This is a genomic window from Pradoshia sp. Z6_59, assembly GCF_058267515.1.
Window position 1 is genome coordinate 133,683 of sequence record NZ_JBZCPP010000010.1, and the last position, 16,223, is coordinate 149,905.

The following is a 16,223-nucleotide window of genomic DNA, read 5'->3' on the forward strand; positions in this document are numbered from 1 at the left end:
TTGCTTAAAGGTCTGATGTCAGACTGACATAAGCCAGGGTAATCGTAAGGGATAAGGAACACATCCTCATCCCTTACTAGGAAGTGCTTATTTTTTTAAGAATGTTTCTAAATCTTCACGAGTAGATGGTACTTTAATTTCTCCACTCTTAATCTTTTCTTTGTATTCTGCAACTTTAGTTTTGATATCATCTGACAAGTTTTCTTGTGAAGGTGCGATATCAACCGCATCATTTTCTAAACCAAATTCAACATTTTCTCCGCCTGGGAATTTGCCTTCCTTAGCAAGATTGGATACTTCCATAACTGCCAAATCAACTCGTTTAATCATAGATGTTAATGTGACATTTTTGTCTGTACCAGGTACATCACCTAATGCTGCTTGGTCAGAGTCAACCCCAATAACCCAGATTTCTTTGCTTGGATCATTTTTAGTGATGTTAACTGCTTCTGTAAATACGCCTTTACCTGTTCCGCCGGCTGCATGGTAGATAATATCAATACCGGATTTATACATTGCTTGTGCTGTAGCTTTACCAATATCAGCTTTATTAAAATCACCTGCATATTTCACCTGAACATCTGCCTCAGGTTTAACTGATTTAACACCTGCTATAAATCCGCTCTCAAATTTTTTAATAAGTTCACTTTCTACTCCACCAATAAATCCAATTTTATTAGATTTAGTTTGCATCGCGGCTACTACACCTACCAGGAAGGATCCTTCATGCTCTTTAAATGTAATACTTGCCACGTTATCAACATCTACAACAGAATCAATTAACGCGAATTGGCTCTTAGGATTTTGCTCAGCAACTTCTGTAATGGAATCAGACAATAAGAAACCTACCCCATAAATAAGGTCAAATTTTTGTCGTACCAGCTGATTTAAGTTAGTAGTGTAATCAGCATCAGATTTGGACTGAAGGTAATCATAGCCGTTTTTGCCTTTTTCAAGATTGTTATCTTTACCAAACTGTTGTATACCTACCCAAGCAGATTGGTTAAAGGATTTGTCATCAACTCCGCCTGTATCTGTTACCATAGCAACTGTGAAATTGTCCTTACCTTCTGTTTCACTGCTGTTGCCTTTCTCTTCTTTGTTTCCACAAGCACCTAAAATTGTGCCCGCAGCCAGAACTAGTGACAATGCTATTCCAAATTTGCGTTTCTTCAAGGTCTTAACCCCCTATATTTTTTTTGGCAGTAGTTCCCTTATTTTGCGCATAAATTATGTTCTTTTGCGCAAAATATGAAAGCGAAATGTATCCGCTTTAAAGAAGTTCGCCGAGTATAGATATGGTTTGTCCTTACTATCATAGTGAGTTTGTTTTAGTAAAAGCAGAGCAGTGTCTAACTTGCAATTTAAAATAGGCGAAATCTTTTCGTGATAGCCATGTGGTTCGATATCAGCCACAGCGTATGTAATTTGTATACCGGCAGTTCTTTCCAAGACATGAAGTAATGATTCCTCTTGATAAAGAGATGGATCCGGTAACACACGAACAGGTATCTTGTCCAAGCAATAAACGACAGGTTCCCCATTAGCAGTTCTGACTCGCTCGATTACTAAAAACTTATCTTCAATTTGACAGTCGAACCTTCGCATATCTTCTTCTGTTGCACCCTCTATGAATGAGTTTAAAAAAATTGTTCCTGGTTTCATGTTTGCTTCGCGAATCATGTCTGTCACACTCTTTAATTGTTCAATTCCAGATGAGAATAAAGGAGTGGAATTCACAAAAGTACCTACCCCATGCCTGCGTATAATCACATTATCCTCTTCCAGTATTCTGAGTGCTTCTCTTAATGTCGCTCTACTCACACCGAGTATTTTGGCCCATTCAGACTCAGATGGCAATTTTTCATGCTCCTTATAGATACCGGTTCTTATGTCCTGTCTAATCTTGTCGATTACTTGCAGATATAATTGTCGGTTGTCGTGTCTGATAGACATACTCTTTTCCCCCAGGAAATTTCCCACTCTCATTCTATTGATGTTATCTACTAACCACTCATAATTTATCATGTATTACCAAAGAAAGAAATAGCTATTCACAAAAATATCATATTTTGGAAGCGTTACCTTATCCGTTTTTTTCCACAAAAATGTTGAAAAAACCACGGTATACCTGAGTTTTATTCATATAAGTCTTTTTTCCTACTAAAAAAAGTTTATATATTATAAATATTCTGTTAAAGCATAAACTGACAAAAAATTTAAAAACTACCCAATTTCCACCTAATCGTCAATCTGACCGTTTGTACATGTATCTGACTTTTACTATTTTACTAAAATACCATTCATATTCTTCTTGTCTAATTAAGAAAGACTGGCTTTCATGGTCCATCCAGAAAACTATTAGCCCTTTGCTAAGCTCCTAATACTAATAGGTCCTTTAGAGATAAAGGGATAAGGACCCAAGGCCCTTATCCCTTTATCTTATTTTTAAAATGCATCAAGTTCTTTTTGAGTAGATGGTACTTTTATGTCACCGTTCTTAATTTTCTCTTTATATTCATCAACTGTTTTAAGTATATCGTCAGATAAGTTATCTTTAGTCGGTGCAATATCAACACCGTTATTTCCAAGACCAAACTCTACGTTTTTTCCTCCTGGGAAGGATTCTTCCATCGCTTGTTTTGAAACTTCTTGTACAGCTAAGTCAACACGCTTAACCATGGAAGTGAGCGTTACGTTCATGTCTGTGCCGCTGATTTCACCTTCATCAGCTTGGTCTTTATCTACACCAATTACCCATATATCCTTTTCAGGATTACTTTTCTTAATGTTTTTTGCCTCAGTGAAGACTCCCTTACCACCATTTCCTGCCGCGTGATAAATGACATCAATACCTGATTTATACATAGCTGATGCTGTTGCTTTACCAAGAGACGCATCACTGAAACTTCCTGTATATTTCACTTGTACTTCAGCATTAGGATTTACTGTTTTAACACCAGCAATAAAGCCCTTTTCAAATTTTTGAATTAGCGGGTTCTCTATTCCACCTACAAAGCCAACTTTATTGGATTTTGTTTGCATACCAGCAATAACACCTACGATAAATGAACCTTCTTGCTCCTTGAATGTGATACTTGCAACGTTATCAGCTTCAACCACTGAGTCGATAATAGCAAATTTCCCATCCGGATTTTGATCAGCTGCTTCTTTAATCGCATCCTCCATTGTGAATCCAACACCATATATTAAATTATACTTTTGGCGTACAAGCTGGTTTAAGTTTGTGGTGTAATCAGCATCTGATTCAGATTGCAGGTAGGTATAGCCGTTTTTACCTTCTTTTAATCCATTCTCTTTACCAAAAGCTTGAATACCTTCCCATGCAGATTGATTGAAGGATTTGTCGTCAATACCACCTGTGTCACTAACCATTGCGACAGTGAAATTATTTTTCTCGTTGGCCGTGCCGCCTTCATTGCTCTCCTCTTTGTTTCCACAAGCACCAAGAAAGGTACTAGCAGCTAACACAAGAGACAAAGCCAGTCCAAATTTACTCTTTTTCAACATAACAACCTCCAAAATAATTAGTCGGTGCTCCATATAGTATGAGCTTTTCACTATCCTTTTACACATAACATCGTTTTAGATGAATCTGTTAAATGATTATAGAAAATACATACTTAAATGGTGCATTGTGTAGATGGGTACAATTTTTCGCTTTTGTATTATACAAATATGTACAATAAATCTTCTTATCCGGAAAAATTATTTCCTGATAATTATATATATGTTTCTAATTCAATTTTAATTTAACATGAATTTAAGTAAAAATAAATAAATTATCCTAATATAAAATTATTAATAACTTTTTGAAAAAAAACTCACTTATAAACTTTCTTTACAGTTTAAAATTTATTTATTTAACATACAAAAAAACCCAAAAGTTAGTTTTTAATCTAACTTTCGGGTTTGGTACCTATACTGCTCTTTTTATGAATTACTAGCCTGATCGAAGTCCTTAGGAACAAGCACAGTTCTTGGTTTGCTTCCTTCATACGGACCAACGACACCGCGAGCTTCCATCTCATCGATCAAACGTGCAGCCCTTGTATATCCAATCCTGAATCGTCTTTGGAGCATCGAAACAGAGGCGGTTTGCATATCAGCAATTAATTTGACGGCTTCATCATATAAGTCATCTGTTGATTCACTTACTGTTTCCTGAACTTCATCCGGGATCATATTCTCTTGATATTGGGCTCTTTGCTGAGAAATCACGAAGTCTACTACATCTTCCACTTCCTGATCTGATAAAAACGCACCTTGTACCCGTACCGGCTTTGACGCACCTACAGGCAGGAATAACATATCCCCGCGACCGAGAAGTTTTTCTGCCCCGCCCATATCTAATATGGTTCTCGAATCAATTTGGGAGGAGACACTAAAAGCAATCCGTGAAGGGATGTTGGCTTTTATAACTCCTGTAATAACATCTACAGATGGCCGCTGGGTTGCAATAATCAAATGTATGCCTGCAGCCCTTGCCATTTGTGCAAGCCTTGTTATTGCATCCTCCACCTCACTCGACGCAACCATCATAAGGTCTGCCAACTCATCCACAATGACAATAATATATGGCAATAAAGGATTTTTTTCGCCTTCTTCTAAATTTTGTCTCGTCACTAAGTCATTGTACCCCTCAATATTTCGAGTTCCTGAATGAGAAAACAACTCATAACGCCTTTCCATTTCCATAACAACTTTCTTTAATGCCTGAGCTGCTTTTTTTGGATCTGTTACAACTGGAGCCAATAAATGAGGGATTCCATTATAAACATTTAACTCCACCATTTTTGGATCAATCATCATCATTTTAACTTCATGTGGTTTTGCTCTCATGAGTACACTAGTAATGATTCCGTTAATACAGACACTTTTCCCGCTTCCGGTTGCTCCGGCTACGAGTAAGTGAGGCATTTTATTCAGTTCAGCAGAAACTGCTTCACCTGATATATCTCTACCTAAAGCAATTAATAGTTTTGAACCGCTTTTTTCAGAAGGCTGTACCTCGAGAACCTCTCTTAATGACACTACCGCCACATCTGAATTAGGCACTTCTATCCCAATCGCTGATTTACCTGGGATTGGTGCTTCAATACGTATATCCTTGGCAGCGAGCGCCAATGCCAAATCATCTGATAATGACACAATCTTACTAACCTTTACACCTACATCAGGATGCACCTCATATTTCGTAACTGCAGGTCCCAGATGAACTTGAGTGACCCTCGCTTTAACTCCAAAGCTTTTAAAGGTACTCTCTAATTTCTCAGCATTTGTATGTATTAATTCATATTCTCCACTTTGATCTGCTTTTTTTGGTGACTTCAATAGCGATAATTTTGGCAGTTTATAGTCCACATTTTCAACTTCTGTAAAAGTCATATGTGGCACAGATTCAGCAGGAGCTTCAGTACTATCATTTGGTTTACTGATCTGATCATCAGTTTTCTTTTCATCAATTTCCTCATCCAAATAGGCACGATCAGCAAAATTCGAAATAATTCTTTCTTCAAGTGTATCTTCTTTTTCTGGATTATTTCTCTCATCTTCCAGTACTGGAGATGCAGCTTGTACAGATTCACTTTTACTTTTCATCTTTTGATTTTTGTTTTTATTCTTTGTTGTTTTAGGCTCTCGAAGTTCTGCCATAAACGATTTCCACTGGCTGACGATAAATCTTCCAATCGCACCAAGTACTTTGCCAATTGAATCACTTAAACCTTTACCTGTTATAAGAATTAAACCTGCAACAATCAATAAAAATGAAATAAATTTACTGCCGGCATCTGCAAATAAAAAATGGAAGACGGCATAAAGGATGGCACCAATCATCCCACCGCCAAGATCAATGGTACTCGCAGTTCCCTGTAATTCCATCCAAAAGATTTCCCAGGTATTTAAAATGACACTTGGCTGGGTAAATCCATTATTAGAAGACAAATTCTCAAATAAAATAATATGTGAAGAGAGTAAGATTGCTAAAATAATGAAGTATATACCTACCAGCTGGCGTTTAAAAAAGAATGGAACCTCTCTTTTCCACATTAGGAACACACCGAAGGCCATTAAGCCAAGCAGAAGTAAAATATACCACTCCCCCATAAAGAACCTAGAAAGAAACACGAATGAAGTTCCTACTGCCCCAAGCTTTGCCATTGCAATCGCAGAAAACCCAAATATAGAAAGTCCCGATATTTCATATTTTAAGGTTGACTTTATTTGGTCACCTTTTTTGGAACGAGATTTCTTTTTTTTCTTACTCATTCAACCACCCGTATTTCATATAGAATTAAAAACGAAAAGAAAGCAGCCAACCTGGCTGCCTTTACCCCGTTCACCTTTATTATAGCATAAATAATACACACTGACCGCTATTACAGGTTGTTAATTACCGCTCCTGGCGCAAGTGTCTCAGATAAGTAATCATTTGGATCTGTACTGATAATCCGGTTAACCTTTACTGCTCCATTAGGTAATCTCTCTCCAATAAACGGGATACCATCCTTCTTAAACATTTCATGACTGGCTTGATATAATTCTTCATACATCAAAGTATCCAAAGGCATAATTGTATAAAAAGTCATACTTAATCTCCTTTCGAAGAGTCACTTTTTTCTCTTATCATTTCGTTAAGCTTGGCAATTGCAGCACCGATACCGCCAACCTCATCAATTAAGCCTGTTTTCACAGCATCTTCCCCCACTACATTTGTTCCAATATCTCTCGCAAGATTTCCTCTCGCAAACATCAAATCCTTAAAGGTGTCTTCATTGATGGCTGAGTGCTTGACCACAAAATTCACGACCCGGTCCTGCATTTTATCAAGATATTCAAATGATTGGGGTACTCCGATCACAAGTCCGGTAAGACGAATAGGATGGATTGTCATGGTAGCTGTTTCTGCAATGAAAGAATAATCACAGCTAGTTGCTATAGGGACACCGATACTATGACCTCCTCCTAAAACGATAGATACAGTTGGCTTTGATAGAGAAGCAATCATTTCAGACATAGCAAGCCCAGCTTCCACATCACCTCCAACGGTATTTAAGATAACCAATAACCCTTTAATATCAGGATTTTGTTCGATTGCCACCAACTGTGGAATAACATGTTCATATTTTGTTGTTTTGTTTTGCGGTGGCAATTGTACATGACCTTCTATTTGTCCTATAATCGTTAAACAATGTATGGTTGAATCTTTTGGTAACTGCGGTACATTGGTTTGTCCCAAAGCTTGTATCTTATCTACAAGAGCACTGGCAGCTCCCTTAGTATCATCCACTGTCTTTTCCTCATGAGGTACCTCTGACTTTTTATCCACTCTTAATCCCCCTCTACAAAAACACTCTCCCCTTTAGTATGTACAGTGGAATCTTTTCCATTCAATTTACGGGGCACTAATACATTCTAAAAAACCAAAAAAAAGAATCCTATTTTTAGGATTCTTCAGGAGAAACAATCGTTTAACACCTTAGGAGACTCAACCATGCATCAGCTGATTAAAACTTTATTACTGCCCGGTACTTCTGGTTCAAACTTTTTCAGCTGAAGTGTGTTAGTTCCGCATTATAAAGGTTTCTTTACACCTTTTACGTTACCTTAAAAACACACTGCATATTCAATTTTTATTGGTTACTCATACCCGATTTTCTATTTCGATCAATCCTGATTATGTGGAACAAAACAACCATTCCACTCTTATCCAATTGTGACCATCACCTTGCCTTTTTTTGGTTTTTCATTGGTAAGACTCCTACTATTAACTCCACCCTTTTGAAATATATCCGGTGAAAGGCTTTTGGTTAAACATATCTGGACTTTTTTATACTGAAAACTGTTTACTATCAGCATAAATCGGTCTTTCAATCCTTCCCCATTTGAGTTAATTTCTTTTAGAAGTTACCTTTAGAATTAAACCACATTATCACATTTGTTTAAGATTCACATAATCTTGTTAGAAATAGTTTCGATCATATATCGTTCACTCTTAATACTTAAGCTTCCTTCTACGGAACGAACACTATATGATTGAGTCACCTGAAGTGTTAAACTTTTTTGTTTCCTCCTTTCTTATTTATATAATACCCATTTTCAAAAGAATAAACCGCTTTCATTTAATTTTTTTTATTTTTTTTGATTGGTGTAATTACTTCATCAGTCTTAAATGTGAGCAGAAAATAAAACAAGGCGGCTTTTCAATGACAAGCCGCCTGTAACATTAACACTAAACAAGATACTTTTCATAACGTACCCTATCTTCCCCATTACTTGTATCTTGTTCACTGGCTGTATACCCATTTCTTTCCCAAAATGATTTGACTCTGTTGTCTTCACTGCTCACATTCAATCTGATTTTCTTTAATCCATGCTTGATAAACTGATCTTCCAATTCAAAGTAAGCTGTTGTACCATAACCAAATCCCTGGTAATCTGCATGAATGATTATCAGATTAATCGTAACGAACTGCTCCACTTTATGCTCCCTAAAAACAGTTAGTCCAATATACGTATCATCGGCTTTAATCAAATAATTACCTTGGTTTAGAGACAATGATTCTAATATTTCCTCCCTATTTTGCGATATACCGTACTCCTTAAAATAGGAAGAATTAGAATCCATCATTTCTTTTGCTATATATAAATTCTCTTCTGTTACTTGTTCAAATGTAATCACTATATATCACTCTCATTCTTTTTTAATTCAACCAAATAACGCTGGATTAGATTTGATATTCTTTAAGCTACATCTATCATCATTTCCAACTGATACTTAGCTGGATAAGAAAAATGGCTATCCGCTGGATAGCCATTTACGTCCTATTTATACTTCCATAATAATTGGTAAAATCATTGGGCGTCTTTTTGTTTTATCAAACAAATAATGATTTAAACTATCACGGACTTCCTGTTTCATTCCGGCCCAGTCAAAATGGTCTTTAGAAGTATTTTTAATCACAATCTCACGTACAATATTTGTTGATTGTTCCATTAATGATTCTGATTCTCGAACATATACAAATCCACGTGAAATGATTTCAGGACCTGCTACTATACTCTTGTCCCCCCGGCTTAAAGTCACAACAACAATTAGAATACCGTCCTGAGATAGTAATCGTCGGTCACGCAAGACAATATTTCCTACATCACCAACGCCGCTTCCATCTATCAAAACATTCCCAGCAGTCACTTTACCAGCGCTTTCGATTGAGTCATTTGTTATTTCAATAACCTCACCATTTTCCGGTATATGAATTTGATTTTGGTTAAAGCCAATCGATTTCGCAATGCGCATATGGGCAATTAGCATTTTATAATCACCTTGGATAGGTATAAAATACTTTGGTTTCATAAGATTAAGCATCATTTTTAGCTCTTCCTGGCTTCCATGGCCCGATACATGGATTTGGTTTTTACCAGCTACTACCTTTGCACCTGCTCTAAATAACAAATCGATAGTCCTGGACATAAGCAGTTCTCCGCCATGGACAGGGTTAGCTGCCAATAATACCGTATCACCCTGCTTAATATTAACTTGTTTATGACCATGCTTGGCCATTTTTTGCAACGCTTCAAATGGCTCTCCCTGCAATCCAGTAGCAAGGATAATAATTTCACGATCTTCATATTGGTCGATTTCAGTTATCGGAATCAACACATCCTCATGGACATCCAAATAATTAAATTCCAAGGCAATTTCCATTACTTTTTCCATAGATTTGCCGACAACCGCTACTTTTTTATGATTATCAAACGCGGCATTGAACACTTGCTGAAGACCGTTAAGATTAGATGCATAGCATGCTACAATAATTCTGCCTTTTGCATTGTAAAATTCATCAGACATATTTCTTGCAACAAGGGATTCAGAAGGTGTAAATCCAATCCGTTCTGCTCCTGAACTATCTGATAATAGACAGAGAACTCCTGACTCACCGATTGCTGCCATTTTGCCAATTTCCGCTTTGTAAAGTCCTTGGGCAGCCTGATCAAATTTAAAATCACCCGTATAAACTATTGCACCATCTTTTGTTTCAATACAGATTCCAACAGAATCAGGAATGCTGTGATTCGTTTTGAAAAATGTAATTCTTGCAGAAGAAAAACGCAGGGATGTGTTTGAATCTATTACTTCAAAGTCAACATTTAAATTTTCGTTAATTTCTGCGATTTTGGATTTTGTTAATTCTATGCTCAATCTTGTACCATAAACCGGTGCATCCAATTCCTCAATAATATAAGGTAGTGCACCAATATGATCCTCATGACCATGGGATAGAAAAATTCCCTGAATTCTTTCTTTATTTTCGATAAGGTAAGAGATATCCGGAATGACTACATCAATTCCAAGCATTTCGGTTTCCGGAAACATTAACCCGGCATCAAGTACAAAAATATCTTCGTCTACTTCAACGAGATACATATTTTTTCCGATCTCTCCTGCTCCGCCTAATGCAATTACTTTGATCTTCTGTCTAATTTGTTTAACCAATTTATTGTTCCTCCTGTTATCAACTACTCGTCCATTTTCCAGTTGAATCCATTATAACCGATAGTGTATCGGCATGCCACTGACATCATCTTTTTAGATTTATCTATGAATTCTGACTATCGTTCTTTAAGCTTTTCTTTAGGTTCATAATGTATATATACGCTATTTGTTTCCCATATGTATGACAAACAAGCAGATATCTTCAATGCTAACTAAAACATGATATATAAAAAATGAATATGTATAAAATAGTGCTAAAAAGATAGATAAGCCAATCGCATTGGATTGGCTTATCCTCAGGCAGACTCTAAAAATAGACATACTTTAATTAAGCATTATTTTAATGTATTTAATAGATTTATCAATGTGTTCCGTTCAACTTCATTCATAGGCACAAGAGGCAAACGAACAGACCCAACGCTCATTCCCTTGATTTGCAAGGCAGTTTTTAAAGGCGCTGGGCTTGGTGCCATAAATAACCCCTCAATAACTGGCATTAATCTCTGATGCATTTGGGCTGCCTCAGCCATTTCACCAGCATAGAAATGTTCTATCATTTTTTGGATGTCACGTCCGATTATATGGGATGCCACCGAAACCACACCTGCCCCTCCAATTGAAAGTACAGGCAGAGTTAAACCATCATCTCCACTGTATAAATCGAAATCATCCGGTGTATTGGCAATAATTTTTGTCATTGCATTTAAATTACCGCTGGCCTCTTTTACAGCAACAATATTCGGAATCTCTGACAGGCGAATAACGGTTTCCGGATGAATATTCGTTGCCGTTCTGCCTGGTATATTATAAATCATGCACGGCAGAGTAGTAGCCTCCGCCACAGATTTAAAATGTTGATAAAGCCCCTCTTGATTCGGTTTATTATAATAAGGCGCTACAAGCATAATTGCATCTACACCGGCCGCTTCCGCCTTCTTTGTTAAATGGATGGACGCATACGTATTATTTGAGCCAGTTCCCGCTATCACAGGTATACGTTTGTTTACAATTTTCACGACATATTCAAACAATGCCACTTTTTCTTCTGTAGATAAGGTTGGAGATTCACCAGTAGTTCCTGATACCACCAGTGAATCTGTGCCTGTTTCAATTAAGTAATCTATGAGTTTTGCTGTCTTTCCAAAATCAATATTTCCTTTATTATCAAAAGGTGTAACCATCGCGGTGGACACGCGCCCAAAAAGACCCATATTTCCACTTCCAATCTTCTATTTTTTTATTCCGCAAGTTCTTCCCATTCATACAGATCATCATCCATTAAATGGAGATTAAAGGCATTATGAAGAGCATTTACAGCCTTCACCAAATCTTCTTCTTTAACTAATACCCATATTGTTGTGTGGCTATCTGCAGATTGCAGAATCTGTATGCCTCGTTCTGATAATGGAGTGACAATTTTTGCTGTTACTCCTGGCACTCCAGTAATCCCAGCTCCAACGACAGACACTTTGGCACAGTTTGATTGGATACGAGGTTCATATCCTAATTCACGTAATACCGAAATTGCCTTATTGGCATCGTTGTTGGAGACTGTATACACAGCACCATTTGGATAAATATTAATAAAATCAACGCTTATGCCTGAATTGGCCATTGCAGTAAAGACTTCCGCCTGCAGATCATATTGATCTTCCTTAGCCTTTACTTTTATCTGAGTGATATTGCTTACATGGGCAATACCAGTAACAAGACGTTCCTGTATATCACTGCCTCGACGGTGTTTCGGATGACCTGTAACCAGCGTTCCCTCACCTTCAGCATAGGTTGAACGGATTCGCATCGGCACCTTTGCCTGCATCGCAATTTCAACAGCACGGGGATGAATGACCTTAGCCCCCTGGTAGGCCATATTACATACCTCTGTATAGGTTACTACTGACAGCGGTCTGGCTTGTTCCGCAATACGGGGATCAGCTGTCATAATTCCTTCTACATCCGTAAAAATGTCAACATACTCCGCCTTTAGTGCCGCTCCGAGGGCTGCAGCAGATGTATCACTGCCGCCGCGCCCTATCGTTGTTATATCACCGTTTTCAGCAACACCCTGAAAACCGGTCACAACGATAACGTCTGATTTTTCTAGCTCATCAATCAGTCTATCGGTCTTCATTTCCATTATTTTCGCATTTGTATAGTCATTATTTGTCCTGAAACCGGCCTGTCCGCCAGTTAAAGCAGTCGCACGAATTCCTTTTTCTAAGAGCATATTGGTAAATACAACCGCTGAAATTATCTCTCCACAAGATAATAGCAAGTCCTGCTCTCGTTCACCCAAGTACATTCCTTTTTCATTAACAAGTGAAAGTAAGGAATCCGTTGCATATGGATCACCTTTTCTGCCCATTGCAGATACTACAACTACTATTTTGTACCCTTTATCTATCCCTCTTTTTATATGTTGAAACGCATACTCTCTGCTTTCTGCATCCTTTACAGAGGTACCGCCGAACTTTTGAATGATGATCTTCACTTTTTACACCCCAAAATGAGCCTTCCTACTTTAAAGAAAATAAGAAGGCCAAGATATCTATCATTTCAATGATTATACTAGACCTAATCGAATAAGACTCTCTGCAATTTGAACAGAATTCCAGGCGGCCCCTTTTAATAGGTTATCGGAAACAACCCACATATGGAACCCAGTATCTTCGTCCAAATCTTTCCTTACTCTCCCAACAAAGACTTCATTCTTCCCAACGCAATCTGCAGGCATTGGATAGACTTGATTGGCGGGATCATCCTGAAGGACAATTCCAGGAGCATTTAGTAATAATTCTTTTACTTGCTCAGCACTGACACCATTATTTTCAATTTCAATATACACAGATTCTGAATGGCCTACTGCGATTGGAAGGCGAACACACGTTGCTGCTACCTGCAGTGACGGCAAATGCATAATTTTCTTCGTTTCATTTACCATTTTCATTTCTTCAAATGTATACCCATTCTCACCAAAAACATCAATCTGAGGAATAGCATTAAAAGCTATCTGATAATGTTTTTCCGCACCTTTAACAGGTAATATAGATGGATTAACCGTTTTACCGGCTAAAATATCGCTTGCTTGCGTATTTAATTCCTCAACAGCTGCTGCACCCGCTCCAGAAACAGCCTGATAGGTGGAAACAATAATTTTTTTAAGTCCATAGGCTTTTCTGATTGGTTCAAGCGCTGCAACCATTTGGATTGTCGAACAATTAGGGTTAGCTATGATTCCCTGATGCTTATGAAGATCATCCTCATTCACCTCAGGAACTACAAGCGGAACATTTTCGTCCATACGAAAGGCACTCGTATTATCTACAACGATAGCACCCCTTTTAACAGCCTCAGGAGCTAATGCTTTAGATATACTGCCGCCAGCACTAAACAGGGCAATGTCTACCCCTTCAAAGCTCTCTGGCTTTGCTTCCTGTACTGTTATGGTCTCTCCATTAAATTCGATTTGTTTACCTGCTGAACGAGAAGAGGATAACAGGCTTATCTTCCCAATAGGGAATTTCCTTTTTTGAAGAGTGTCAATCATTTGCTGTCCAACAGCACCAGTAGCCCCGACTACAGCTACGTGTAATTTTTTTTCATTCATGTTTGTTACCCCTTCCTATAAAATTAGGTATTTATTTTCATGTAAACTACTAGAAATAATAAGATATGCTGTCATAGCTATTTATATATTTTTTATAAAAGGAGCAACCTTCTTTTCAGAACAATGAATATATTCTTCTATAAAATATATCATAAGATATCTTTTTTTTAAATCATGCACTTTAATCTCTGTATTTTTCAATGACAATAGGCTGGATTTGTTTTGCCTCTAGAGCATATTCCACCGTTTCCACTAGACTTTCCATTCTGGCTACCATAGAGTTTGGTTTTTTTTCAGGATCATCCTGGCCAAATGGAATGAAGTATATATCCTTAGTGCTTAGGAGTCTCATTAAATTTACACCATTTAAACCTAGGGCATCATTTGTCGAGATACCGAGAACAACTGGGCGATGATTCCGAAGTGTGGCTTTTGCAGCCATTAAAACAGGGGAATCATTTTGTGCATTTGCGAATTTACTCATCGAAACACCTGTCAGGGGTGCAATCACCATGCAATCCAACGGATACTTAGGACCCAGGGGCTCTGCATCGACGATGGTATCAATCGCTTTTCGGTTTGTCAGTTTTTCTATTTTAGCTATCCAATCCTCTCCCTTGCCAAATCTGGTGTCGGTATTTTTAACTGTATAACTGACAACAGGGACAACCTCGGCTCCTGCAAGTACCAGCTTTTCAATTTCTGGATATACTTCATCATACGTACAGTGCGATCCTGTTAATCCAAACCCTATTCGCAATCCCTTAACATCCATCATGGTGTCTCCTTTCCATTTCCTAAATCGTCCAGCAGTAATTGCCCCAACACATTTGCTATAATCTGTCCGGCTGTCTTAGGCGCCACTATCCCAGGTAACCCGGGCGCTAATATTGCTTTAACCCCACGTTTTTCTGCATATCTGAAATCTGTTCCTCCCGGTTTCGATGCTAAATCAATAATTAATGTTCGGGACGGCATCCTTGAAATAATTCCTGCGGTAATGATTTTGTGAGGAACTGTATTAATACAAATATCCACATTTTCAACCACAGATTCCAAAGCGGATAAATGGAAAGGAGTTAACCCCATTTCCTCTATTCTGGCTATATGTTCTGATTTACGGGCACCTACAAGGACTTTGGCTCCCAGCCCATGGAAAGCACGCGCCACACTCATTCCCACTCTGCCTAAACCAAGAACGACCACATTTGATCCGTGTATCGTAAAATCTGTATGCTGAATGGCCATCATAATGGTACCTTCTACCGTGGGAATGGAATTATAAATCGCTACATCATCTCGTTCAAATAATTGGACTAGTTTACGGTTTGCCTGTTTCGTTATATTTATTAAATACTCATTGCTTATACCGGAATAGATTGTACAATGTGCCGGTGTCTCCTTTAAAAAAGCTTCCGTCAGGATGACTTGCATATTTGAAAAAATGGTATCCAGCTTACCTTCCATATTTGTGCCAGCAACAGGCAAAATAATCGCATCCAGCTCTTTTACCGGCAAATCTTCCAGTTTTTCCTTTACTGCTCCCGTGTATGCATGTGCTAACTGTTCAAACCCTGTCAAATATACCTTTGCGTCTAACTCCGTTAATTTCCGAATCACTTCAAGCTGTCTGGCATCTCCACCAAGAACGGCAATATTCATTCCTGTGAGCATGGAAGATTTTCACCTTCTTTATTTTTTAAAGATCAATTTATACAACTCATAGTATGAAATGCCGGAACTATCCGTGATAAAAACGAGGTAAACAAAAAAAACGCCCTGCGGCGTTTTTTACGGTTCCTTTATTGAATTTCCATCAGGGATATCAATGATGACCATATCCGTACCAATCTTTTTTATTTGACTCCATGGCACACGGACCTCATTACCATTCTTTCTAAAACCAAACCATTTTCCAGATGGAATTAAAAGTGCGGTTATTTGTCCGGTTAACTCATCGATCTCAAGGTCTGTTTGGCCTAGGACCCCTAACCGTTCTGCTTTTTTCACATCCACAATTTCTTTGCCACTTAATTCGCTCAGCTTCATTTGAGGACACCCCTATCACATTCTGCTTAATCTCACTATATGAATGGG

Annotated in this window: 14 protein-coding genes; all 14 read right to left on the reverse strand. The window is 37.9% G+C overall.

The genetic code is table 11. The features are described from left to right. Positions 1 to 87: 87 nt before the first annotated feature. Positions 88 to 1,176 (reverse strand): BMP family lipoprotein, encoded by a 1,089-nt coding sequence (locus tag AC4D4B_RS12330; protein ID WP_490995834.1) that lies wholly within the window; start codon positions 1,174 to 1,176, stop codon positions 88 to 90. A gap of 54 nt (positions 1,177 to 1,230) precedes the next feature. Continuing rightward, positions 1,231 to 1,956, reverse strand: a complete 726-nt coding sequence (locus AC4D4B_RS12335; protein WP_490995835.1) for a GntR family transcriptional regulator — start codon at positions 1,954 to 1,956, stop codon at positions 1,231 to 1,233. Positions 1,957 to 2,448: 492 nt separating this feature from the next. Next, positions 2,449 to 3,528: a BMP family lipoprotein gene (locus AC4D4B_RS12340; protein WP_491000034.1), complete on the reverse strand. Its 1,080-nt coding sequence runs from the start codon at positions 3,526 to 3,528 to the stop codon at positions 2,449 to 2,451. A gap of 426 nt (positions 3,529 to 3,954) precedes the next feature. After that, entirely contained in the window at positions 3,955 to 6,291 is a 2,337-nt protein-coding gene (locus AC4D4B_RS12345; RefSeq protein ID WP_490995837.1) for a DNA translocase FtsK, read from the reverse strand. Between the two features lie 110 nt (positions 6,292 to 6,401). Next, positions 6,402 to 6,611 (reverse strand): YlzJ-like family protein, encoded by a 210-nt coding sequence (locus tag AC4D4B_RS12350; protein WP_139891216.1) that lies wholly within the window; start codon positions 6,609 to 6,611, stop codon positions 6,402 to 6,404. Between the two features lie 2 nt (positions 6,612 to 6,613). Beyond that, a complete protein-coding gene (locus AC4D4B_RS12355) occupies positions 6,614 to 7,312 on the reverse strand; it encodes a ClpP family protease (RefSeq protein WP_490996021.1) in 699 nt (232 codons plus the stop codon). A gap of 942 nt (positions 7,313 to 8,254) precedes the next feature. Continuing rightward, positions 8,255 to 8,704: a GNAT family N-acetyltransferase gene (locus AC4D4B_RS12360; RefSeq protein WP_491000035.1), complete on the reverse strand. Its 450-nt coding sequence runs from the start codon at positions 8,702 to 8,704 to the stop codon at positions 8,255 to 8,257. Between the two features lie 147 nt (positions 8,705 to 8,851). Next, positions 8,852 to 10,519, reverse strand: coding sequence for a ribonuclease J (locus AC4D4B_RS12365; RefSeq protein WP_491000036.1), 1,668 nt, complete (start codon positions 10,517 to 10,519; stop codon positions 8,852 to 8,854). A 335-nt stretch (positions 10,520 to 10,854) separates the two neighbouring features. After that, complete coding sequence (gene dapA, locus AC4D4B_RS12370) at positions 10,855 to 11,730, reverse strand: 4-hydroxy-tetrahydrodipicolinate synthase (RefSeq protein WP_491000037.1); 876 nt, start codon at positions 11,728 to 11,730, stop codon at positions 10,855 to 10,857. A gap of 26 nt (positions 11,731 to 11,756) precedes the next feature. Beyond that, a complete protein-coding gene (dapG, locus tag AC4D4B_RS12375; protein ID WP_491000038.1) occupies positions 11,757 to 13,010 on the reverse strand; it encodes an aspartate kinase in 1,254 nt (417 codons plus the stop codon). A 72-nt stretch (positions 13,011 to 13,082) separates the two neighbouring features. Then, entirely contained in the window at positions 13,083 to 14,126 is a 1,044-nt protein-coding gene (asd, locus tag AC4D4B_RS12380) for an aspartate-semialdehyde dehydrogenase (protein WP_490995842.1), read from the reverse strand. Positions 14,127 to 14,307: 181 nt separating this feature from the next. Further along, a complete protein-coding gene (locus AC4D4B_RS12385; RefSeq protein WP_490995843.1) occupies positions 14,308 to 14,901 on the reverse strand; it encodes a dipicolinate synthase subunit B in 594 nt (197 codons plus the stop codon). Then, complete coding sequence (gene dpaA, locus AC4D4B_RS12390) at positions 14,901 to 15,800, reverse strand: dipicolinic acid synthetase subunit A (RefSeq protein ID WP_491000039.1); 900 nt, start codon at positions 15,798 to 15,800, stop codon at positions 14,901 to 14,903. Before dpaA ends, AC4D4B_RS12385 begins: the two co-directional genes overlap by 1 nt. Positions 15,801 to 15,917: 117 nt before the next feature. Beyond that, on the reverse strand, positions 15,918 to 16,175 hold the full coding sequence (locus tag AC4D4B_RS12395; RefSeq protein ID WP_490995845.1) for a YlmC/YmxH family sporulation protein: 258 nt from the start codon (positions 16,173 to 16,175) through the stop codon (positions 15,918 to 15,920). Positions 16,176 to 16,223 lie beyond the last annotated feature (48 nt).